19 protein-coding genes and 1 tRNA gene are annotated in these 20,158 nt (G+C 58.9%); 5 read left to right on the top strand and 15 right to left on the bottom strand.

Going from position 1 to position 20,158, the window contains the following annotated elements; all coding sequences use genetic code 11:
• Positions 1-19 precede the first annotated feature (19 nt).
• The 3 genes from Q0837_RS05365 to recJ form a co-directional block, all read right to left on the bottom strand.
• Positions 20-1,255, bottom strand: coding sequence for an ATP-binding protein (locus Q0837_RS05365; protein ID WP_298466166.1), 1,236 nt, complete (start codon positions 1,253-1,255; stop codon positions 20-22).
• Between the two features lie 100 nt (positions 1,256-1,355).
• Positions 1,356-1,430 (bottom strand) — tRNA-Glu (locus Q0837_RS05370).
• Between the two features lie 95 nt (positions 1,431-1,525).
• A complete protein-coding gene (gene recJ, locus Q0837_RS05375) occupies positions 1,526-3,325 on the bottom strand; it encodes a single-stranded-DNA-specific exonuclease RecJ (RefSeq protein ID WP_298466168.1) in 1,800 nt (599 codons plus the stop codon).
• A gap of 84 nt (positions 3,326-3,409) precedes the next feature.
• Here recJ and Q0837_RS05380 point away from each other — a divergent pair, with 84 nt between their 5' ends.
• From Q0837_RS05380 to Q0837_RS05390, 3 genes are all read left to right on the top strand, one after another.
• Entirely contained in the window at positions 3,410-3,901 is a 492-nt protein-coding gene (locus tag Q0837_RS05380) for a flavodoxin family protein (protein WP_298466170.1), read from the top strand.
• Positions 3,902-4,019: 118 nt separating this feature from the next.
• The gene (locus tag Q0837_RS05385; protein ID WP_298466189.1) at positions 4,020-4,844 is read left to right on the top strand and encodes a hypothetical protein; all 825 of its coding nucleotides are present in this window, start codon (positions 4,020-4,022) and stop codon (positions 4,842-4,844) included.
• A gap of 3 nt (positions 4,845-4,847) precedes the next feature.
• Positions 4,848-5,399: an AHH domain-containing protein gene (locus tag Q0837_RS05390; protein ID WP_298466191.1), complete on the top strand. Its 552-nt coding sequence runs from the start codon at positions 4,848-4,850 to the stop codon at positions 5,397-5,399.
• A gap of 4 nt (positions 5,400-5,403) precedes the next feature.
• On the opposite strand, the gene Q0837_RS05395 is transcribed toward Q0837_RS05390, so the two are convergent.
• From Q0837_RS05395 to leuA, 5 genes are all read right to left on the bottom strand, one after another.
• Positions 5,404-6,408: a nitronate monooxygenase family protein gene (locus Q0837_RS05395; RefSeq protein ID WP_298466193.1), complete on the bottom strand. Its 1,005-nt coding sequence runs from the start codon at positions 6,406-6,408 to the stop codon at positions 5,404-5,406.
• Positions 6,409-6,457: 49 nt separating this feature from the next.
• Positions 6,458-7,501 (bottom strand): amidohydrolase, encoded by a 1,044-nt coding sequence (locus Q0837_RS05400; protein ID WP_298466195.1) that lies wholly within the window; start codon positions 7,499-7,501, stop codon positions 6,458-6,460.
• A 27-nt stretch (positions 7,502-7,528) separates the two neighbouring features.
• A complete protein-coding gene (locus Q0837_RS05405) occupies positions 7,529-8,308 on the bottom strand; it encodes a DUF2189 domain-containing protein (protein ID WP_298466197.1) in 780 nt (259 codons plus the stop codon).
• A 91-nt stretch (positions 8,309-8,399) separates the two neighbouring features.
• On the bottom strand, positions 8,400-8,954 hold the full coding sequence (locus Q0837_RS05410) for a DUF924 family protein (RefSeq protein WP_298466199.1): 555 nt from the start codon (positions 8,952-8,954) through the stop codon (positions 8,400-8,402).
• A 23-nt stretch (positions 8,955-8,977) separates the two neighbouring features.
• The gene (leuA, locus tag Q0837_RS05415) at positions 8,978-10,654 is read right to left on the bottom strand and encodes a 2-isopropylmalate synthase (RefSeq protein WP_298466201.1); all 1,677 of its coding nucleotides are present in this window, start codon (positions 10,652-10,654) and stop codon (positions 8,978-8,980) included.
• A gap of 296 nt (positions 10,655-10,950) precedes the next feature.
• Between leuA and Q0837_RS05420 the strand changes: the two genes are divergently transcribed.
• Positions 10,951-11,505, top strand: coding sequence for a YHS domain-containing (seleno)protein (locus Q0837_RS05420; RefSeq protein ID WP_298466203.1), 555 nt, complete (start codon positions 10,951-10,953; stop codon positions 11,503-11,505).
• A 217-nt stretch (positions 11,506-11,722) separates the two neighbouring features.
• Here the strand turns inward: Q0837_RS05420 and Q0837_RS05425 are convergent, their stop codons facing one another.
• A complete protein-coding gene (locus Q0837_RS05425) occupies positions 11,723-12,154 on the bottom strand; it encodes a hypothetical protein (protein ID WP_298466205.1) in 432 nt (143 codons plus the stop codon).
• A gap of 240 nt (positions 12,155-12,394) precedes the next feature.
• On the bottom strand, positions 12,395-13,543 hold the full coding sequence (locus Q0837_RS05430) for an alpha-hydroxy acid oxidase (protein WP_298466207.1): 1,149 nt from the start codon (positions 13,541-13,543) through the stop codon (positions 12,395-12,397).
• Between the two features lie 261 nt (positions 13,544-13,804).
• Between Q0837_RS05430 and Q0837_RS05435 the strand changes: the two genes are divergently transcribed.
• The gene (locus tag Q0837_RS05435; protein ID WP_298466209.1) at positions 13,805-14,284 is read left to right on the top strand and encodes a YHS domain-containing (seleno)protein; all 480 of its coding nucleotides are present in this window, start codon (positions 13,805-13,807) and stop codon (positions 14,282-14,284) included.
• Positions 14,285-15,025: 741 nt separating this feature from the next.
• Here the strand turns inward: Q0837_RS05435 and Q0837_RS05440 are convergent.
• The 5 genes from Q0837_RS05440 to miaA form a co-directional block, all read right to left on the bottom strand.
• The gene (locus tag Q0837_RS05440) at positions 15,026-15,631 is read right to left on the bottom strand and encodes a DUF4329 domain-containing protein (RefSeq protein WP_298466211.1); all 606 of its coding nucleotides are present in this window, start codon (positions 15,629-15,631) and stop codon (positions 15,026-15,028) included.
• 35 nt (positions 15,632-15,666) lie between these two features.
• Positions 15,667-16,686, bottom strand: a complete 1,020-nt coding sequence (ilvC, locus tag Q0837_RS05445) for a ketol-acid reductoisomerase (RefSeq protein WP_298466213.1) — start codon at positions 16,684-16,686, stop codon at positions 15,667-15,669.
• Positions 16,687-16,700: 14 nt separating this feature from the next.
• Positions 16,701-17,216: an acetolactate synthase small subunit gene (gene ilvN, locus Q0837_RS05450; RefSeq protein ID WP_298466215.1), complete on the bottom strand. Its 516-nt coding sequence runs from the start codon at positions 17,214-17,216 to the stop codon at positions 16,701-16,703.
• A 27-nt stretch (positions 17,217-17,243) separates the two neighbouring features.
• Entirely contained in the window at positions 17,244-19,031 is a 1,788-nt protein-coding gene (gene ilvB / locus Q0837_RS05455) for a biosynthetic-type acetolactate synthase large subunit (protein WP_298466217.1), read from the bottom strand.
• A 152-nt stretch (positions 19,032-19,183) separates the two neighbouring features.
• Positions 19,184-20,143: a tRNA (adenosine(37)-N6)-dimethylallyltransferase MiaA gene (miaA, locus tag Q0837_RS05460; RefSeq protein ID WP_298466219.1), complete on the bottom strand. Its 960-nt coding sequence runs from the start codon at positions 20,141-20,143 to the stop codon at positions 19,184-19,186.
• Positions 20,144-20,158 lie beyond the last annotated feature (15 nt).

Consider the following 20,158-nt stretch of genomic DNA (forward strand, 5'->3'; position numbering starts at 1 on the left):
TTGAAAAAATAAGACACCGTTAAGACAAAGCTTGAGGTTCGGCTTCCTGATCGTCTTTGCCAAGCACGCGCTCTCGGGAATTTTCGACTTCCGCCTGGGGAATTCGGACGATCACTTCGGTGCCTTTGCCAAGCTCGCTGGTGATGTCCAAACGCCCGCGGTGACGCTCCACAATGTGCTTTACGATGGCAAGTCCCAAACCCGTTCCTCCGGAGGCACGGCTGCGTCCGGGGTCGGTGCGATAGAACCGCCGCGTGAGGTGAGGAATATTCTCTGGTGCGATTCCTTCGCCCTGATCGATCACGGAAATTCGCGCCTGTGCGTCGCGGGAATGATCGATCGTTACTTTCACCGTGCCGTCTGTCGCCCCGTATTTCATCGCATTGTCGACAAGATTGCGTACGACCTGCTCCAATTGCTGGAGGTCGCCTTGCACCTGCGATGGCTTGATCAGTTCAAATTGAAGCCGGTCCATCCGGTTCGATCCGGCAGCATCGCGCGCTGCGCGTTCTGCAAGCGCACCGAGATCGTGGACGTCGCTGGGTAGATCATGCTTTTCGGCCTCAACTCGCGACAGGCTCATCAGATCGCTGATCAGGCTCTGCAGTCGATTGGCCTCACGCTCGATTATCCCGAGGAATTTCTGCGAGGTCGGCGAATCGAGACTGTCTCCGCTTTCGCTCAGAGTTTCGACATAGCCGATGATTGCGGCGAGGGGCGTGCGCAGTTCGTGACTGGCATTGGCAACAAAGTCGGTATGCGCGCGGCTCAAGTCTGCTTCCGCCGTTTGATTGATCAGCTCGATGACAGCGATGTTTTCGTCGACTGTCTGCCGGTTGATTTGCCAGATGTCCTGCCGCCGCACGAGGCCGCGCACGATGGCCCTTCCGTTGCGGCCTTCATTGATCAAAGTGATCGCTTCGGGCTGGCGGAAGGCCACGCGCGCGTCCTGACCGATCACATGCTGGCCCAGCATTCTGCGCGCTGCATTGTTTGCGATCGCGATCTTGTTGCGCTCGGTCACCAGAAGCGGGGTCGAGGAGTTCTCGATCAACCGCCGCATGGATTCGACCCCGATGGGCTGAGGAACAACCACACTCTCGGGTTCGGGAGGCCGACCTGCAGCAAGAAGCAAAGACCCGACCCAGACGATCAGGACAGACAGGGAAATGATTGGATCAAGGCCGAGCAAAAGCAGCGCGACGAAGGTCACCAAGGCCAGCAATATGCCGACAAGTGGGATCGTCTGCCTCATGGCGTCGCCCCTTACCGCCAAGTTGGTCGACAGGGAAGGGCGCGCAAGGAACCGATCAGCACCTTGGCGCTTTGCACTTTCTCCGAAAAATGGGAAGAGGTGGTGACCCCTACGGGAATCGAACCCGTGTTTCAGCCGTGAAAGGGCCGCGTCCTAACCGCTAGACGAAGGGGCCACGCTCGCAAGCGAGAGGGCGCATCTAGGGATGCTCGCATGGGCGGTCAAGCCTAGACTTTGCCTTCCTTTGCTAATTTTTGAGGTCGGTCCGATTCAGTCGGCAAAGGCTGCATCTTCAAGGTGCAGTTCTGCCGCAGGCCTGCTGCCCCAATCGTCGAGTTTGACCCGGCCTGCGAGATGGAATTTTCGGCCCGCACTGCGATGCATCAGGGTTTGGGCCATTTCGGTTTCGGCTGCACGGAACGCTATGCCTTTGAAAGATCGCCCGTCATTTCCGCTTGCGATAATGCGCAGGTGATCTTTTCCGACAATGTCTGCCTTCACGATCCTGACCGGACCCACTGCAACGCGCGGTGCCGGCCAGCCTACGCCGTATGGACCAGCGGCATCCAACGACGTGACCAGATCCGGGGTGAGGCCGCCGGGCGCAAGCGCGAGGTCCAGCTTCATTGATTGGCCGAGCCGCGCACGCTCTATGTCGCGTGCCAAGCGCTCGTTCAGGAAATCGGTGAATGCTGCGATCTGGTCATTCGAAATCGTCAGACCCGCCGCCATGGCGTGCCCACCGCCTGCGACAAGCAATCCAGCCTCGCGCGCAGCAATGATCGCAGCACCCAGATCAACACCAGAGATCGAACGCCCGCTGCCTTTTCCCGTGCCGTCGCTTTCATCTTGAGCGATGACGATCGAAGGCTTCCCGGTCTTTTCCTTAATCCGCCCGGCAACGATGCCGATCACACCTGGATGCCAGCTGGTTCCTGAAACCACATGCACTGCCGAATTATGCTGCGCCGCGAGTTGCTCTTCTGCTTCGGTCTGTACCTCAGCTTCGATTGCCCGCCGTTCCTCGTTCAACACCGAAAGTTGCTCCGCAATTTCGCGAGCCTCATCCGGATCGTGCGTGGTCAGCAAACGCACGCCAAGCGTCGATTCTCCGATTCTCCCGCCTGCATTGATGCGGGGGCCGAGCGCAAAGCCGAGATCACTCGCCTGCGGTGCTCGCTTCAACCTGCTGGCATCGATCAGCGCTGCCATCCCGATCCGTTCGCGCCGCGCGAGCACTTTGAGGCCCTGCGCAACAAAGGCACGGTTCAGCCCGTGAAGCGCAGCGACGTCTGCAACGGTACCGAGCGCCACCAGGTCGAGCAGGCTCTTGAGATCGGGTTCGGTCCGACCTTCGAAAAAGCCGCGTTGCCGCAGATGGCGAACCAATGCGATGGCCAGTAGAAATGCAACGCCGACCGCCGCCAAATGCCCGTGGCTCGCCGCAAGATCGCTTTCATCTAGCCGGTTGGGATTTACCAGCGCGGCAGTCGGCGGCAGTTCCGCGGCGCATTTGTGGTGGTCGACGACGATCACGTCGACGCCAGCGTCACGTGCCATTGAAAGAGCCTCGTAGGCCATAGCCCCACAATCAACCGTCACGATGAGGCTTGAGCCTGTCTCGGAGAGTTTGACCAACGCTTCGCCGCTTGGCCCGTACCCTTCTAGCAGGCGATCTGGAATATAGTAGTCGGCGTCAGCTCCAAGCATCCGCAAAACATCGACCATCAACGCCGCGCTTGTCGCGCCGTCGACATCGTAATCGCCGTAGATGGTGATCTGCTCTTTCGACAGCACCGCCTGCGCAATTCGCTTCGCAGCGCGCTCCATGTCCTGGAATTCAGCCGGGTCAGGCAGGAATTCGCGCAAGGTCGGTTTTGCGTGCCGCTGGATGTCGTCTTGCTGCACGCCCCGCGTCAGCAGCAATTGAGCCACGATATCGTGATCCAACGAGACTGCAGAATTCGCCGGATCGTCCCCCAAATGCATATTGCCGCCGCGCCAATGCCATGCGCGGCCGGAAAGAGAGCTCGAAACTCCCAGAACATTGGAAAGCGATTGAGTAGCCATCGCGCTGTGCGTACCGTAATCTCCGACTTCGCGACAGGCGTGTTCCTTTGACAATCTACAGGCGGCTATCTTTGCATTCTAGATATGACTGATCGCCGAAACACGAAAACCCTTTTGGTAATCTGGCACAGCAGAACCGGCGCGAGCCAGGCAATGGCCGAGGCCGCAGCCGAAGCCGACGATGCCGTATTGATGCCGGCTGAGGATGTTTCTTCTGAGGATTTACGGCGGGCTGCAGCGTACCTTTTCGTGTGCCCTGAGAACCTCGCGAGCATGAGCGGGACGATGAAGGAAATGTTCGATCGGAACTACTATCCCGTGCTCGGTCAGATCGAAGGGCGACCGTATGCAACGATCATCGCAGCGGGTTCCGATGGAGAAGGTGCTCAGCGCCAACTTGATCGAATTGCCACGGGTTGGCGGCTCAAACGGGTCGCAGATCCGCTAATCGTCAGCTTTGACGCGCAGACGCCAGAGGCGATCCTCGCACCCAAAAAAGCCCCTGCTAACGCTTTGAAAGCATGCCGAGAAATGGGACTAGCTATGGCGGAGGGCCTGACGATCGGTGTTTTTTGACCCTTACCGAATGTTTAAGGGCAAAGCTCACAATTGAGGACTCGACGCTGACCGCAAATGGAGTCAATGTTATAAACTTGGGGTCGTGACTGGGAACAGCGGGGCAAAGAGAGGTCTCTTGACCATCGATCAATCGCAGCACGCCGATGCCAAAGGACTGCATCTGCTGTTCGCAGCAGGGAAACGGCCGACGCGTGCCGCCCTGAAAGAGTTTGTCGCTAGTCAACGATCGGTGTCGATTGCACACGATCCGTTTGAAGATTCTCCACTGCAACTTGTCGGGGCTGACGATGATGGCTTTCGGCCGACAGCCGAGTTGCGGCCCGATTCAAGCAATGAGATTTGGATTGAGATGCTGCTGGAAGGATTGTCGTTCGATCTCCGCGGCATTGCTCCAGGTCAGTTTTGCGAGTTTCCCGAGATAGAGCATCAGTTCGATCTTGAGAAAAGCCCGGGCGCGTTTCGACTGGAAGCCATGCTGCTCGAACCGGGGCAGCATTTGGCGGGCGCAGAAGCGAGTTTGCCGGTCGCGCAAGGCTTGATCACGCTCGCGCGCGATTTGGTCCATCACTTCGCGGATCTCGTCGCTATTGTGTGGCCACCTTCCAAGAGTGCGATTGGGCGTCGGTATTTCGAATCCGTCTCCACGGCTTGGCTCGAAGGTGGACCATTCCCGGCATTGGGCCTGACGGCGTTTCGTGAAACCATCGATGGAGCGTTGCAAAGCGTTGGCTTGGACTTCTGGATTGGTCAGGAACTGCGCGTAGAGCCGCCTTTGTCAGTGGACAAAATCAATGCGACGCGCCTGGCGATTCGCATAGTCAATCAATTGATCATCGTCGGCGGACTTGAGGAAAGCGAACGAATGGTTGGGCCGGATGGCACCCAATTGGTGATGCGCCCCTCTCGCAATCGAAAATTCATAAGGGTGTGGCGCGAGTAGTTGATGACAAACAGGGGGTTCATTGGCGGCGGCAGTTCAGTTCAGGCTCACGGAAAGCCAAAGCGTCCACGCATCTCCTTTCGCAACGTTAATCGCAAAGGAGAGCCGGACCATGATCCAAGCCTCCAGCGGCACCACCTGTTGCCCCGACAACTCCTCAGCCGACGGTGTTTCGGATCAATGTTCGCCCAGATCGGGCGCGATACAATTGGCTTTGATGACTTCCGAGCGAACGGGCTGCTTCTTCCTGCGACTGAAGAGGCTTCACTGCGAACCGGCATGCCGCTGCATCGCGGCCCGCACCGCGAGTACAACGAACTTGTAATCGAACGCGTCGGCAATGTTGAAGCGCGCTGGCAGGCATTGCGCCGCGAAGATCCGCAAGCAGCTCTTTCCGAAGCGCTATTACGGCTTTGTCTGCTTCAATCGGCATTGCGGCGCCGATTGCTGCAAGAGCGGCGGCGTCTCGTCCTCAACCGCAAAGATCCCTTGGGAACGGGCTACGACTTTACGGAACTCGATGCCATGGCTGAGCAGCTCTGGGATTCGACTTGAGCGGTTACTCCGCAGCTTCGGCCAGCGCCGACCATGATGTATAGTTTGAATTCGCCAACAGCAGGGCTTTTGCCTCGTGATATTCCTGTTCCATGCGAGCGACGAGGTCTTCGACAGTGCCGACGGATTTGATTGCGCCCACGCCCTGGCCAGAACCCCAGATATCCTTCCAGGCTTTGGCTTTGGTGTTGCCGCCGCTTCCGAAATTCATCTTGGAAGGGTCGCTTTCGGGAAGGTTGTCTGGATCCAGCCCTGCGTTTTCGATGGAGCTGCGCAGGTAGTTGCCGTGCACGCCGGTGAACAAGTTGGTGTAAACGATGCCTTCCGCTGAGCCATCAACAATACCTTGCTTATAGCTCTGGTCTGCGTTGGCTTCTTCGGTGGCGATGAAGGCGCTGCCGGAATAACCGAAGTCGGCGCGCATGCCCTGTGCGGCAAGGATCGATGACCCATGAGCGATCGAACCGGACAGCGCGACAAGACCATCAAACCATTCGCGGATTTCCTGCATCAGGGCGAAGGGCGAGAGCGATCCGGCATGGCCGCCAGCGCCAGCTGCGACCGGAATGAGACCGTCGGCGCCTTTGGAAATAGCCTTTTGCGCGAAGCGGTTGTTGATCACGTCATGCATCGTGATCCCGCCCCAGTTGGTTACGGCCTGGAAAATCTCTTCACGCGCGCCGAGCGATGTAATGATCATCGGCACCTGCCACTTCTCGCAAGTAGCCATATCCGCCATCACGCGGTCGTTCGACTTGTGGACGATCTGGTTGACGGCAAACGGAGCCGCCGGGCGATCGGGGTTCTCGCGATTGTGCTTGGCGAGTTCCTCCGTGATCTGGTGCAGCCATTCGTCAAGCAGAGTCTGCGGCCGCGCGTTCAATGCCGGGAAGCTGCCGATAATTCCGGCCTTGCACTGTGCGATCACCAATTCGGGGCCGGAAACGATGAAAAGCGGCGATCCGATCAGTGGCAAACGAAGGCGATCGAACGGGGCGGGAAGCGGCATCAAGGTCTCCTGAATTGGGTAAGCGCGCGGGTTAGGTTGCAGAATGCAACTACGCAAGCACCTCTTCAATGCGATAGAACCGCGCTGCGTTCCCGGAATAAAGCGCGGCCTTCTCATCGGGACTGGCGCCCTGGGTCAGCCGTTTGAAGGTATTCCACAGCACCGGATAGGTCGCACCCCAGCGATCGACCGGGTAATTGCTTTCGAACATAGCGCGATTTGGTCCGAACGCTTCGATGCAGGTTTCGATGTAGGGTCGCCATAGGGCAGCCAGATGTTCGGAACTTGCGCCTGCCGCCGGGCCTTCTTCCGGCATGGCGCAATTGTGCATCGCGAGCCCGCCGAGTTTCACGACCACATTCTCGCACTGCGCAAGCTCTTTGATGTTATGCCGCCACGTGTCGAAACGCTCATGCAGCTTGCCCGTGTAGCTCGCCATGCCGAGCGGGGTGCCGCAATGATCCAGGCAGATCGGTGTGTCGGGGAAGACGCGCGCGAGATCGATCACGTCCGGGATTTGCGGCTCCAGAATCCAAGCATCGAAGCTCAGCCCGCGCTTGCCGATTTCGGCAAAGCCTTCGCGGAACATCGCGTCTAGATAAAGCTCAGGCGGTGCGTGGAAGGGAGGGCCGAGCACCTCGGGGTCGGCATCCCAGGCGCCTTGATGGCGAATGCCTTTGAAACGATTGGGCGCGGCTGCGAGCAAGGCATCGAGCACGTCTCCCGCCGCTGAGCCTTGCAGCAAATCAGCATGGCCCACGATCCCGGCGCAGGCGCGCAGATCACCATAGAGCCCGCTGGCCGATTGCGCCGCGACGCCGTTCACATATTCGACTTCACCAACCGGCTTTTTCGCGTCGCCATAGGCACCGTTGTAGAATGCACCGCACTCCATAAAGACGGTCGCGACAATGTTATGTCCGCTTGTAACGTCGGCATGGAGATGGTCGAAGCCGTAATAGGCTGCATCGACCAGCGTTTCGATGAAGCGATGCCGCGGCTCCGGGAACATCGGCAGCATGGGTCTCAGGTCCCACAGATGATGATGCGGGTCGATAATCGGTAGCTCAGGTTCAAGGATCGCTTCGGTCATAAACTCGCTTTCTGAGGGGCAATGCGTCTAAGCAACTGCGCGGCGATAGAGGTGCCAGGTCGAATGGCCAAGGACCGGCAGCGCCACCAGCAATCCAAGAAACGCTGGGATCATGGCAATGAACAGCAGCGCGGCAATCACCAGCGCCCAGATCAGCATCACGGCAGTGTTGGCCCGGATAACCGCAAAGCTGGCGATGATCGCAGTTGGAAAGCTGACCTTGCGGTCGACCAGCATCGGCAGGCTGATCACGGTCATCGAATAGAACGCGAATGCCATCACAGCGCCCACTGCACTGCCAACAACCAGCATCATGATGCCTGCATTGGTCTGGAACATTGCAATCGATTCCCCGCCAAGCCCGGATTCGGCCATGAAGATGGCGAAGATTGCGTGTGCGACGATCATCCAGAATGAAAAGGCGACGAAGACAATCACGCCCATGCTCAAAATCTGATCGTCACCGTGTCCCTTGAGTGCGCCGAGGACATTGCCCCAGCCAAGCGGCTCCCCAGCCTCTCGGCGTCGGCTGGCTTCGTACAGACCCACAGCCACGAAGGGTGCGATCAAGGGGAAGCCTGCGGTCGCCGGGATCAGCAGGCTGGTATAGCCGCCCACAAGCGCGAGATACCCAAGGATTAGGCCTGTCGCGACATAGATCCCGCCGAAGAACAACCCATATTGCGGAATGCTGCGGAAGTCGGCCCACCCGTCAGCCAGCGCACCGCGAAGATCGGTCATCGTCAGACCGTCGGCGATCTGCGGACGCGGTGCCGCAACTTCGGGCGATCGTTCAATCGCGCTCATAGACGGTTCTCCCCTCTCCAAAGGATGCGTCAGTATGCGCGATCACTGTGCGCCCGTCTTTGCGGTGCATCAAGTTCTGGCGCGCAAGCGATCAGGAAAACGGGTTGCCCTGATGATCAATGAAAGCTCGTTCATCCGGAGTGGACTCGCGCCCGAGCATCGGATTGCGGTAGGGAAACCGTCCGTAGCGCTCCACGATATCGCGATGTTTGCGCGCAAAACCGGCGACGTGGACTGCACGATCAACCAGCGCTTCGAATTTCTTGACACAGATTGCCTGCAGATGTCGGTCCTCTGCATGCATCAGGGGCATGTAGAGAAACTGGCGCTCGTCGATACTGAGCCGTTCGTCCTCACCGTTTTCGATGGCATCTAAAGACAGTTCCTGCGCCTTCCGATCCTGCTCGAATGCAGCTCCCGTATCCCGGTGAATGTTGCGGGAGAATTGATCGAGCACGATCACCAGAGCGAGCCGCCCTCGTGGTGTTTCCGCCCAATGGTCGATTTCACCGGAGCCAGCCTGAACAAGCAGGTGCCCAAAACGCCTTGCAATCTGTTGATCAAGCTCCTGCGACGAGGAGAACCAATTTTCTGGCATCAACTCAAGAAACCAGAACTGCAGCACTGATAAAGCGTCTTCCGGCAATATTCGCGCAGGCCCTGTCTCGTTCACCCCGCCACCGCACTGTTAGCCGCGCTCAGCACTGCCCGGACACTGGCTGTCGCGACGTCTTCATCGATCCCGCAGCCCCAGATTACGCGTCCGCCGCTCTCGCATTCAAGATAGGCGGCGGCGCGCGCATCGCGGCCTGAACCGAGCGCGTGTTCGGTGTAGTCGCGGACTTTGAGGTCGATATCGAAGGCGTCTTCAAGCGTGGAAACGACGCTTGAGATAAGCCCGTTGCCGCGTCCCGACACGCTCTGTTGGCCGCCATCGACTGCGATCTTTCCCACGAAGATACGCGTGCCATCGCTGCCGCGACTTTCCTCGTAATCGACCAGTTGGAAATGTTTGTCCGGTGTTTGCACATGATACGAGCGCTTGAACTCGTCCCAGATGTCAGCAGCGTTGAGTTCCCGGCCCAACTCGTCGGCAAGGCGCTGGACAGACTTGGAGAAATCGGCCTGCATCTTCTTGGGCAGTTTGAGGCCCTGATCTTGTTCTAGCACCCACGCGAATCCGCCTTTGCCGCTCTGCGAATTGACGCGGATGACAGCTTCGTAATCGCGGCCCAGATCCGCCGGGTCGATCGGCAGATAGGGCACCCGCCAATCCTCGTTGTTCTGCGTGGAGCGCGCTTCGAAACCCTTCTTGATCGCGTCCTGATGCGAGCCAGAGAAGGCGGTGAAGACCAGCTCACCTCCATAGGGATGGCGTTGATGCACGGGCAGATCGTTGCAGTATTCTACCGTCTCGATCACGCGATCGATGTCTGAAAAGTCGAGACCGGGATCGACGCCTTGCGTGTACATGTTGAGCGCCATTGTCACGAGGCAGCAATTGCCGGTGCGCTCGCCGTTCCCGAACAGACACCCTTCTACGCGGTCTGCCCCCGCCATAATGCCCAGCTCCGCCGCTGCAACGCCGGTGCCGCGATCATTGTGTGTGTGAAGCGAGATGACCGCTGCATCTCGGTTCGGCAGATTGCGGCAGAAATACTCGATCTGATCCGCGTAGATATTGGGTGTTGCTGCCTCGACCGTGGCGGGCAGGTTGAGAATGATTGGTTTCTCAGGGGTCGGCGCCAGCACCTCCATCACCGCCGCGCACACTTCGATGCTGAAATCGATCTCTGCGGTCGAGAACGTCTCGGGCGAATATTGGAAGTGCCAATCGGTATCGGGACGCTGGGCAGCTTCGTCGCGCATCACCTTTGCACCGGCCATCGCAATTTCGCGCACTTCGTCTTTCGACATGCGGAACACGATGTCGCGCCATGCGGGCGAGACTGCGTTGTAGAGATGGACGATTGCCGTGCGCGCACCTTCAAGGCTTTCGAAGGAGGTCCGGATCAGGTCCTCGCGCGACTGAGTGAGCACCTGCACGGTCACGTCATCGGGGATCGCGCCCGATTTGACCAAGCCTGAGATGAAGTCGAATTCGGTCGCGCCAGCACTTGGGAAGCCGACCTCGATTTCCTTCACGCCTACTTCGACCAGCAGGTCGAAAAAGCGTCGCTTTTTCACTCCGTCCATCGGATCGATGATCGACTGGTTGCCATCGCGCAGGTCGGTAGAAAGCCAGCGCGGCGGAGCCGTGATGGTTTTCGACGGCCATTGGCGATCAGGCAAGTTGATCTGAGGAAAGGCGCGGTATTTGCGAGAAGGCTCTGAGAGCATGGACATGAGAGAAAGCTCGTTGCGAATTGTGTGATGGTAGTTTGGCGGCTGATCCCTTGGGAGTTAGGCCGCGTCCACTCGCACGCCGCCGTTCACGCCCAAGGGCGAGTAAGTCGTAGCAGGAGTGCAGCGTTCTCAATCATTGCGAAAGACATTGCCCAATTTGGACGTGTTGGCAAGGAGGTGAAATCATGTTCGATCTGAACAATTTCGCAGATTTATAAAAAATTGTGTAACTAGCAGCCGCTTTCCAGCGAACCGGCCATCGTTGCCCCGCAACAATGTTTTTCCAGGAGGAAATTATGAAGAAGTCACTATTTGCAATTGCCCTACTCGCTACCGTCGCTGCGTGCAGCGCCCCCGCCGAAACCGCCCCCGAAGGCGACGCCATGGCGTCAACTGAAGCGCCTGCTGAAACCGGTCTCTATGCCGATCTTGGCGGTGAGAATGCCGGCCCGGTATACACCCAGTCGAAAGGCGACACTCTGGCCGTTCGCGGGTTTGACGTGGTCAGCTACTTCACGGGCGACGGCGTTCCTGTCGAAGGCGCAGAGGATTTCACAGTCCGCTATGAAGGCTTCGATTATCGGTTTGCCAACGAAGACAACGCTAAGGCATTCATCGAAGAGCCTGGCAAATATGCTCCGGCCTACGGCGGCTATTGCGCCTGGGCGATCGGCGCCAAAGACGCCTTGGCACCGGGCGATCCCGAAGTGTACGAGATTGTCGACGGCAAGCTGTACCTGAACTTCAGCGAAGACGTGAAGAAGGAATGGGTCGTCGACATCCCCGGATACATCGCTTCGGGTGACGTGAACTACCCGACCCACTCGCCGGATGAGCACTTTCAGGACTAAGTCCTAGAAACGATCAGGCTTAAAAAGCCCCCGTCGCGAACCCCGAAAGAGGGCCAGCGGCGGGGGTTTTCTATCATTTGTAGTCCGCACCCTATCCGGGGTGCGGCTTCCACGCTCAAGCGACCGAAGGCTCACGTTGCTGCTGGCGGCCTTGCAGGTGTGTTTTGCACGCCTGCGTTTTGGACTTCGGCTCCGCCCTTGCTGCCCTGCGGGCCGTTTACCCGCAGCGTGCGTCGCGGATCACGCCGGTGGCATCCAGCATCAAGTTGAGTCTCGGATGCGTCGGATCAGGCCGAATGAAGTCGCCGCCTGGCGAGATGAAGCGCACTTCGTTCGTGCCTGCGATAACGCCCATGATCTCGCTCCGAGTTGCCTCATCGGCAACCTGACCGATGTATGGCCCCATCACATTCGCGCCGCAGGTAACGTTGGGATCGGTCTGAGTGCCGGGTGTATAAGGGCCGGGAGCGGCACCTTGCTTTGGTTGGACGATTGTGGGCTCGACCGTGCCTTGCGCCGATTGCTGACCGCCATTGATACGCGCAGCAAAGTCTTCGGCTGTGTTGCTGGAAGGCTGCTCGGCAGTGTTTCCGCATGCAGTCAGCACGAGCAGCGCAGCCGCAGCACAAGTCGCTTTTAGCTTGGTCATGGTTCGCCCCCTGCGTTGGTCTTCCTACAGGTGCTAAGGCGACATGCGCGTTGCAGCATTATGACAATTTGTATTTCGCACATCCATCTGGTTGCGCGATTTCCTCGCTCACGCGACCTAGAGGCCGGGTGGCCTTTGGCCGTCTACGACTCGCTGTGGGCGGCCTTGCAGGTGTGCTTTGCACGCCTGCGTCTTCGGCTACGGCTCCGCCCTTGCGGCTGCTTTCAAGCCGTACATACCTCACCGCCAACGCAGTCGATCCGACGTAAGCTGGTCAACACTGGTTACTCCCATCAACCGCATTCCGCGCTCAATCTCGTCCTTGAGAATGCCGAGCGCGCGTTCGACGCCTTCCTGTCCGGCGGCAGCAAGCGCATAGAGATAGAGACGGCCTCCCGAAGCCGCTGTCGCACCCGTGCAGAGCGCTTTCAGAGCATGCGTACCCCGGCGTACCCCGCCATCGCAGATGATTTCGATCTCGCCGCCAACCGCGTCGACGATCTCGGGAAGCTGGTCGAACGGGCTGCGTGAGCCATCCAATTGCCGTCCGCCATGGTTGGAAATCATGATCGCATCGGCACCGATCTCGATCGCTCGGCGCGCATCATTGACGCTCATCACGCCTTTGAGCACAAATGTTCCGCCCCACTGCTCCCGGATCGCAGCGGCGGTGGACCAATCCATCGACGTGTCGAGCATCGTGTTGAAATAGTCCGCAATGCTCACCGCCTTTTTTGAGCCCTCGCTGACATGCGTATCGAGATTGGGCAGGGTGAACTTCTCGCGAAAGAGGTAATCGAGCGTCCAGCGCGGGCGGGTCGCATAGCTCCAAATGCTTGCCGGGGTGAAGCGGGGTGGAGTGGTGAAACCCGAACGCAGGCATCTTTCGCGCTTGCCCGACACGATAGTATCGACCGTCAACGCCAGCGCATCGAAGCCCGATTGCTGGCAGCGCTCGATCATATGCGTGTTCAGGCCCTTGTCCTTATGGACATAGAGCTGGAACAGCTTCGGACCACTGGTGAGCGCTGCGATCTCTTCGATTGATCGGGTCGCGAGGCTCGATATTCCGAACCACAGACCGAAATTCTCGGCGGCTTTGGCCACTGCCGTTTCACCCTGCCAGTGAAAGGCGCGTTGGACGGCGGTTGGCGACAGGATCAAAGGCAAGGCACTTTCGCGGCCCAAAATCGTGCAACTCGTGTCTATCTCTTCCACGCCGGCGAGCACGTCCGGCACGAGGTCGACGTTTTCATATGCGGCAGTGTTGCGCGCCTTGGTCAGTTCGTCGTCCGCTGCTCCGTCGATGTAGTCGAACACGGGGAAGGGCAGCCGTGCTTTCGCCAGCATTCGGAAGTCATCGATGTTGTGGCAATCGGTGAGACGCATCGTGCCACAGCCTGTGGCCGATTGCGCAAAACCTGTCGAGAGCGCGCTGTTTCAAGCGCGCCAAAACAGAAATGTGAAATTTTTTGACCTCAACTGTCACCAATCCGGCGAACGCTGCGAACCTCATGATGTGCGCGGCCACTTGGCGGCTCTCAGGAAATCCCAAGCCAGTTCCCCTGCTGGCAAACCCCTGATGAACCCCTGCCTGAAAGCCAATCGAGTGGTCGCCGCACGAACACAGTTACTCAGGAGAACCTCGCAATGAAACTCAAATATCTCATGATCGCAGCTGCCGCGCTTGCCGCGCCGCTCGCGATGACTGCTCCGGCGCAAGCCGATGGCGGCATCTTCGTAGGCGTCAACCAAGGCAACATCGCCGTGGGCGGCTATGACACTGTCAGCTACTTCCAAGGTAGCGGCGTCCCGGTAAAGGGCGATGCCCGCTACACCGTCAAATACATGGACGCCGAATGGCGTTTCTCGAGCCAGGCGAACGCCGACAAGTTCAAGGAAAACCCGGCAGCCTACGCCCCTCAATATGGCGGCCACTGCGCCTGGGCCATGAGCCGCAGCTCGCTCGCACCGGGTGACCCGACTGTCTACAAACTGGTCGATGGCAAGCTGTACCTGAACGTCAACAAGCAGGTTCAAAGCATGTGGCTGAAGGACATTCCCGGCTTCATCGCAAAAGCCAACTCGGCCTGGACAAAAATTCCCGATGGCAAGCGCTTCGGCGACTGACTTCGGATCCGTTAGGCGCCCCGGCTCTACCCCTGACCCCTTACCCTTGCGTCGGGGCGCCGCCCAAAACCAAAACGCATGTCTCTCAATACCCCTAAATACAGATGCTTGAAAGGATTACCCAATGACTCAGAACAACATGAAATCACGTAGCCTCGCGAAAATGCTCATGGTTGCAGGCGGTCTCGCCCTCGCTTCCACCGGAGCGCCTGCTCTCGCTGACGCCCCTTGCGGTCCAAGCGGTTTTTCCAGCAGCAGCTCGAGCAACTTCTCGGCTCAAGATCGTGCGCAGAAGCGTGCTGAGCGTAAGGCTCGCAAGGCTGCGAAGAAGCAAGCCAAGGCATGTGCCGCAGCGGCATGCGCTGCAAACGCTTGCGCCGCCAGCGCATGTGCAGCTTCCGCTTGTGCGGCAAGCGCCTGTGCAGCGAGTGCCTGTGCAGCATCAGCCTGCGCAGCTGCCTGTGATGCCAGCGCATGTGCCGCAAGCGCATGCGAAGCCGGAGCTTGCGCGCCGAAAGCCTGATGGCGCGCTGCTTAGGTGTGGCCGGAGGCACTGTCCTCCTGGTGTTTTCGGTCACACCTTTTTTCGCTCAAGTCGATCTGTGACGTCCCCTTAGTCGTTGCAGGTCGCCCGAGCCCCGAGGGTCGCAATGGAGGGCTCGAAGAAGCCGTTCGTGGATTGAATTTCCGCGGGCGGCTTTCTTGTATTTGAAGCCAAGCGGGCCTGTCTTCTGTATCCGCTCAGCAGCTTGCGGCGTCGACGGTGATGCGTGTTTTGAGGGCTGCGAGTGTGTATTGAGGCGCTGGCCGATCGGCCGGGCAGGGACGATACTTCGGATCCTGTGTCAGGCATCCTTCGCCGCACACTTCGATCGCGCGTTCTTCTTGCCAATCAATCCGCCACAACCGACCGCCGGGCGTCGAGACATATCCATCGATCCGAAACTCGATGTCCTGCTCCATATCGACGACTGATGGTGCTTCGTCGTCGTAGGCCGGATTGTAACTGCCATGGGTGTGATACCCGGCAACCGGGCGCACATCGAGCGGCCAGCGATATTCGTAGCTGCAACTGGCAGTCTCCCCGACATAGACTTCCGTCGTTTCGAGGTTTCCAGCTTCGTCTTCATAGACGAATCCGCATAGCTCAATGCCCTCGGAGAAAGACCGAGATTGCAACGAATCCAACTGCGATTTGACGAATTTTGTGATGGCCTGTTGCGATGCGGTAGGCGGAATGTATTCTCGCTCGGTCGTGGCAGCATTGATCATGAAGCGCAGCACTATGACGACCCATAGCACTGCGCACACGATTAGGATGAACCCGTTGGAGCGGTAATCGATCATGCCGATGCTTATGCCAGCATCTGGTTAAGCGATCCTCAGTTCTTCGACTTGTCGACCAGCTTGTTGGCTCCAATCCACGGCATCATCGCGCGTAGTTCGGAACCTGTCTTCTCGATCGGATGCGCTTCGGCAGCTTTGCGGGACGCCTTGAGCTCCGGCTGACCGGCACGGTTGTCGAGCACGAAGTCTTTTACGAACCGGCCTGACTGGATGTCTGCGAGGACCCGCTTCATCTCAGCCTTGGTCTCGTCAGTGATGATGCGCGGGCCGGTTTTGATGTCGCCATATTCGGCGGTGTTGCTGATCGAATAGCGCATATTGGCAATGCCGCCTTCATACAGCAGATCGACGATCAGTTTGGTTTCATGGAGGCACTCAAAATACGCCATTTCCGGCGCATAACCGGCTTCGGTCAGCGTCTCGAACCCGGCTTGGATGAGATGAGTGATTCCGCCGCACAGGACAGCCTGCTCTCCGAACAGATCGGTCTCGCACTCTTCCTTGAAATTGGTTTCAATGATGCCCGAACGTCCGCCTCCGACGCCGCTGGCATAGGCGAGAGCGACATCGTGCGCGCTGCCGCTGGCATCCTGATGGATGGCGATCAGGCAGGGGACGCCGCCGCCGCGCTGATACTCGGAGCGGACGGTGTGGCCCGGACCTTTGGGCGCGATCATGATGACGTCGATCTCGGCCGGTGGTTCGATCAGTCCGAAATGAACGTTGAGCCCGTGGGCGAAAGCGAGGGCGCTGCCCGGCTTCATGTGCCCATCAAGATCGTTTTCCCAGATTGCGGCCTGATGCTCGTCGGGCGCAAGGATCATCAGGATGTCGGCCCATTCCGCAGCCGCAGTGTTCGACAGTACCTTAAAGCCCGCATCTTCGGCCTTCTTCGCGCTTGCGGAACCTTCGCGCAGGGCAATCGCCACTTCGCCGACACCGCTATCGCGCAGGTTCTGAGCGTGGGCGTGGCCTTGTGAGCCATAGCCAAGCACGGCGATTTTCTTGGATTTGATCAGGCCGAGATCGGCGTCGGCATCGTAATAGACTTTCATTTTCGTTCCCTTTTTCAGGCGCTGTCCGCGCCTCTAATCATTCCCACAACCCCGGACCGGCCGACTTCGACCAGGCCAAGTTCGCGCATCAGCGCGATGAAACTGTCGATCTTCTCAGGCGTGCCCGTCAGCTCGAACACAAAGCTGCTGGTCGTCGTATCGACCACGTTCGCGCGGAATATCTCTGCGACACGCAAGGCTTCGACGCGTGTCTCGCCAAGCCCAGCAACCTTGATCAGCGCCAGTTCGCGCTCAACATGCGGTCCGGCGGTGGTGAGATCGGTCACGCCATGGACCGGCACAAGCCGTTCCAGTTGAGCCTCGATCTGGTCGATCACTTCGGGCGGGCCATTGGTTACCACGGTGATGCGGCTGACCGCGTGATCGTCCGAGATATCGGCCACTGTCAGTGAATCGATATTGTACCCTCGGGCCGTGAACAGGCCCGTTATCTTGGCGAGGATGCCCGGTTCGTTGTCGACCGTGACGGTGAGGACGTGGCGCTCGGCTTCGGCGCTTTTGATTTTCATTGGTAAGTGTCCCTTCGCGATCGGCGCTTAAACCAGCGCCTTCGCTTCGTCATCCATCGTGCCGTCGACCCGGTCGCCATATAGCAGCATTTCGGTGTGCGCTGCGCCGCTTGGGATCATGGGCAGGCAATTGGCGTCTTGCGCGACGAGGCAATCGACCATCACCGGACCATCGTGATCCAGCATCTGAACAATTCCGGCCTCAAGCTCGGTTTCGTCGTGGATGCGAATGCCTTTCCAGCCATACGCCTCGGCGAGCTTTACGAAGTCGGGCAGGCTGTCGGAATAGCTGTTCGAATAGCGGCTTTCATAGGTCAGTTCCTGCCACTGGCGGACCATGCCCATATATTCGTTGTTGAGGATGAACACCTTTACCGGAAGGCGGTATTGCGACGCGGTGCCAAGTTCCTGAATGTTCATCTGGATCGAAGCTTCGCCGGCAATGTCGATCACCAGCGCATCTGGATCCCCGAGCTGAGCGCCAATGGCGGCAGGCATGCCGTAGCCCATCGTTCCAAGGCCGCCCGAGGTCAGCCATTTGTTGGGTTGCTCAAATCCGAAATACTGCGCCGCCCACATCTGGTGTTGGCCGACTTCGGTCGAGATGATCGGCTCACGCTTGTGGGTGAGGGCATGCAACCGCTCGATCGCGTGCTGCGGCATGATCATGCCGGGATTTTTCTTGGAGCGTTCTGGATAGGACAGGCATTCACGCGCACGCCATCCGGCGATCCGTGCTTTCCATTCGCCGAGATTGCGGGCTTGGCGATCCCCCCATGCCTCGATCAGCTGCCCGAGTACGGTTGCGCAGTCACCGACAATGCCGAGATCGACGGGCACGTTCTTGTTGATCGAAGAGCGGTCGATATCGATGTGGATCTTCTTGCTGTCCGGTGAAAACGCGTCAAGCCGTCCGGTAACCCGGTCATCGAAGCGGGCGCCGATGCAGACCATCACATCGGCTCGGTTCATCGCCATATTCGCTTCGTAGGTGCCGTGCATTCCGAGCATGCCGAGCCAATCGGGATGCGTGCTGGGAAACGAGCCAAGGCCCATCAGCGTAGAGGTCAGGGGCGCGCCGGTCAGGTCCTGAAATTTGCGGAGGAAGGTGCTCGCTTCGGGACCGGAATTGATCACTCCGCCGCCGGTGTAGAAGATGGGGCGTTCGGCATTCGCGATCATTTCGACCGCTTCGACAATCTGCTCGGCAGAGGCCGCCATTTGCGGCGCGTAGCGATGCGAGGCGGTGAGTTTGGACGCGCGGCTCATCGACGGCACAGCGATCTGAACGTCCTTCGGGATGTCGATCAAAACCGGTCCGGGGCGGCCCGTGGTGGCGATGCGGAACGCCTCTTCGATCGTCGCCTGCAGGTCCGCCGGGTCATTCACGAGGTAATTGTGCTTGGTGCAGTGGCGCGTGATGCCGATTGTGTCGGCTTCCTGAAATGCATCTGTTCCGATCAGCGCCGTTGGAACCTGTCCGGTGATGACCACCATTGGGATCGAGTCCATGAACGCGTCGGCAATCCCAGTGACCGCATTGGTTGCACCAGGGCCGGAAGTGACGAGCACAACGCCGGGCTTGCCGGTCGCGCGGGCGTAGCCTTCGGCGGCATGCGCTGCACCGGCTTCTGCGCGGACGAGAATATGGCGAATGCGCTCATCGCCGAAGAGTTCGTCATAAATTGGCAGAACCGCGCCGCCGGGATAGCCGAACACGAATTCAACGTCCTGATCGACCAAGCACTGGGTCAGGATCGCCGCGCCTGAGCGCTTGTCCGAGCTAGGCTTGCCGGGTTGGGGACTGGCCGACACGATGACTTCCTTCATTCCGCGGACCGACGCCACCACGGCGAGGTCATTTGCGCTTTTACCAATAAACGAGGCCCGACAAACCCCGAGAATTGCGGGGATTGGGCCGGGCCTTCGAATGGCTCGCTATTGGACACTATTTATCGTGTCAACGGTTAATTGCGCAATAATGATGCAAAATATGTTTTCAAATCGGAATTTATGGACTCGGGCGTTTCGTTGATCTTGGACCAACTGGCCGGAGGTTGCCGGCGGAACCAGGTATATTGCCGCTTCGCATAGTTGCGGGTCGCCTGCGTCCCGGCTTCGATCATCTCCTCGCGCTTAAGCTCTTTGGCGAGGTAGGCGGTGATTTCGGGCACACCGATGGCGCGCATCACCGGCAAATCAGCGTCAAGCTTGCGGGCCAGCAAATTCTCAACCTCGGCAATCGCGCCGTCGTGCAGCATCTTTTCAAACCGCCGGTCGCAGCGTTCATACAACCATTCGCGATCGGGTTGCAGAACAAAGGCGTGCAAATCGACCTCGCCGTCGATCCCGCCCACTTTGGCGAGTTGCCAATCGGCGAGCTTCGTTCCAGTCGAGCGTTTGACTTCCAGCGCCCGTGCGATCCGCTGGCTGTCGCCCGGATCAAGCTCGATAGCGCGCTCAGGGTCTTCGATCATCAGCGCGTCCAGCGCAGCTTCTGTCGGTAGCGCGCGCACAGCAGCCCGGATTTCTGGGTCGATTTCGGGAATCGGAGCAATCCCTTCGAGCAGCACTTTCATATACATGCCGGTGCCGCCGACGAGGATTGGCACGATCCCTTCGGCGTGCAACTCCTCTATTTCGGCTTTGGCGCGTTTGGCCCAATCCGCCGCCGAGCATGCCTCCGCTCCGTCCCATTCGCCGAACAGCCGATGCTCGATCCCGCCCATCTCGGCCTCTGTGGGGCGCGCGGATATCACCGCCAGATCGGCGTAGACCTGCGCGCTGTCGGCGTTGATGATCACCGCGCGCTGTTTTTTGGATTCAAGCGCTTGTGCAAGCTTAACCGCAACAGCGGTCTTGCCGCTGGCGGTCGGCCCTGCAATGAGCGCGACTCTGTTCTCGATTGGAGTTTTCCCCTTGCTCATAGCCCGGCTGATAGC

This window comes from uncultured Erythrobacter sp. (genome assembly GCF_947499705.1).
Classification (GTDB): Bacteria; Pseudomonadota; Alphaproteobacteria; order Sphingomonadales; family Sphingomonadaceae; genus Erythrobacter.

Coding starts and splice junctions, on each gene's coding strand:
- Q0837_RS05365 (WP_298466166.1), bottom strand. CDS start 1,255: ATGAGGCAGACGATCCCACTTGTCGGCATATTGCTGGCCTTGGTGACC.
- recJ (WP_298466168.1), bottom strand. CDS start 3,325: ATGGCTACTCAATCGCTTTCCAATGTTCTGGGAGTTTCGAGCTCTCTT.
- Q0837_RS05380 (WP_298466170.1), top strand. CDS start 3,410: ATGACTGATCGCCGAAACACGAAAACCCTTTTGGTAATCTGGCACAGC.
- Q0837_RS05390 (WP_298466191.1), top strand. CDS start 4,848: ATGACAAACAGGGGGTTCATTGGCGGCGGCAGTTCAGTTCAGGCTCAC.
- Q0837_RS05395 (WP_298466193.1), bottom strand. CDS start 6,408: ATGCCGCTTCCCGCCCCGTTCGATCGCCTTCGTTTGCCACTGATCGGA.
- Q0837_RS05400 (WP_298466195.1), bottom strand. CDS start 7,501: ATGACCGAAGCGATCCTTGAACCTGAGCTACCGATTATCGACCCGCAT.
- Q0837_RS05405 (WP_298466197.1), bottom strand. CDS start 8,308: ATGAGCGCGATTGAACGATCGCCCGAAGTTGCGGCACCGCGTCCGCAG.
- leuA (WP_298466201.1), bottom strand. CDS start 10,654: ATGTCCATGCTCTCAGAGCCTTCTCGCAAATACCGCGCCTTTCCTCAG.
- Q0837_RS05420 (WP_298466203.1), top strand. CDS start 10,951: ATGAAGAAGTCACTATTTGCAATTGCCCTACTCGCTACCGTCGCTGCG.
- Q0837_RS05425 (WP_298466205.1), bottom strand. CDS start 12,154: ATGACCAAGCTAAAAGCGACTTGTGCTGCGGCTGCGCTGCTCGTGCTG.
- Q0837_RS05430 (WP_298466207.1), bottom strand. CDS start 13,543: ATGCGTCTCACCGATTGCCACAACATCGATGACTTCCGAATGCTGGCG.
- Q0837_RS05435 (WP_298466209.1), top strand. CDS start 13,805: ATGAAACTCAAATATCTCATGATCGCAGCTGCCGCGCTTGCCGCGCCG.
- Q0837_RS05440 (WP_298466211.1), bottom strand. CDS start 15,631: ATGATCGATTACCGCTCCAACGGGTTCATCCTAATCGTGTGCGCAGTG.
- ilvC (WP_298466213.1), bottom strand. CDS start 16,686: ATGAAAGTCTATTACGATGCCGACGCCGATCTCGGCCTGATCAAATCC.
- ilvN (WP_298466215.1), bottom strand. CDS start 17,216: ATGAAAATCAAAAGCGCCGAAGCCGAGCGCCACGTCCTCACCGTCACG.
- miaA (WP_298466219.1), bottom strand. CDS start 20,143: ATGAGCAAGGGGAAAACTCCAATCGAGAACAGAGTCGCGCTCATTGCA.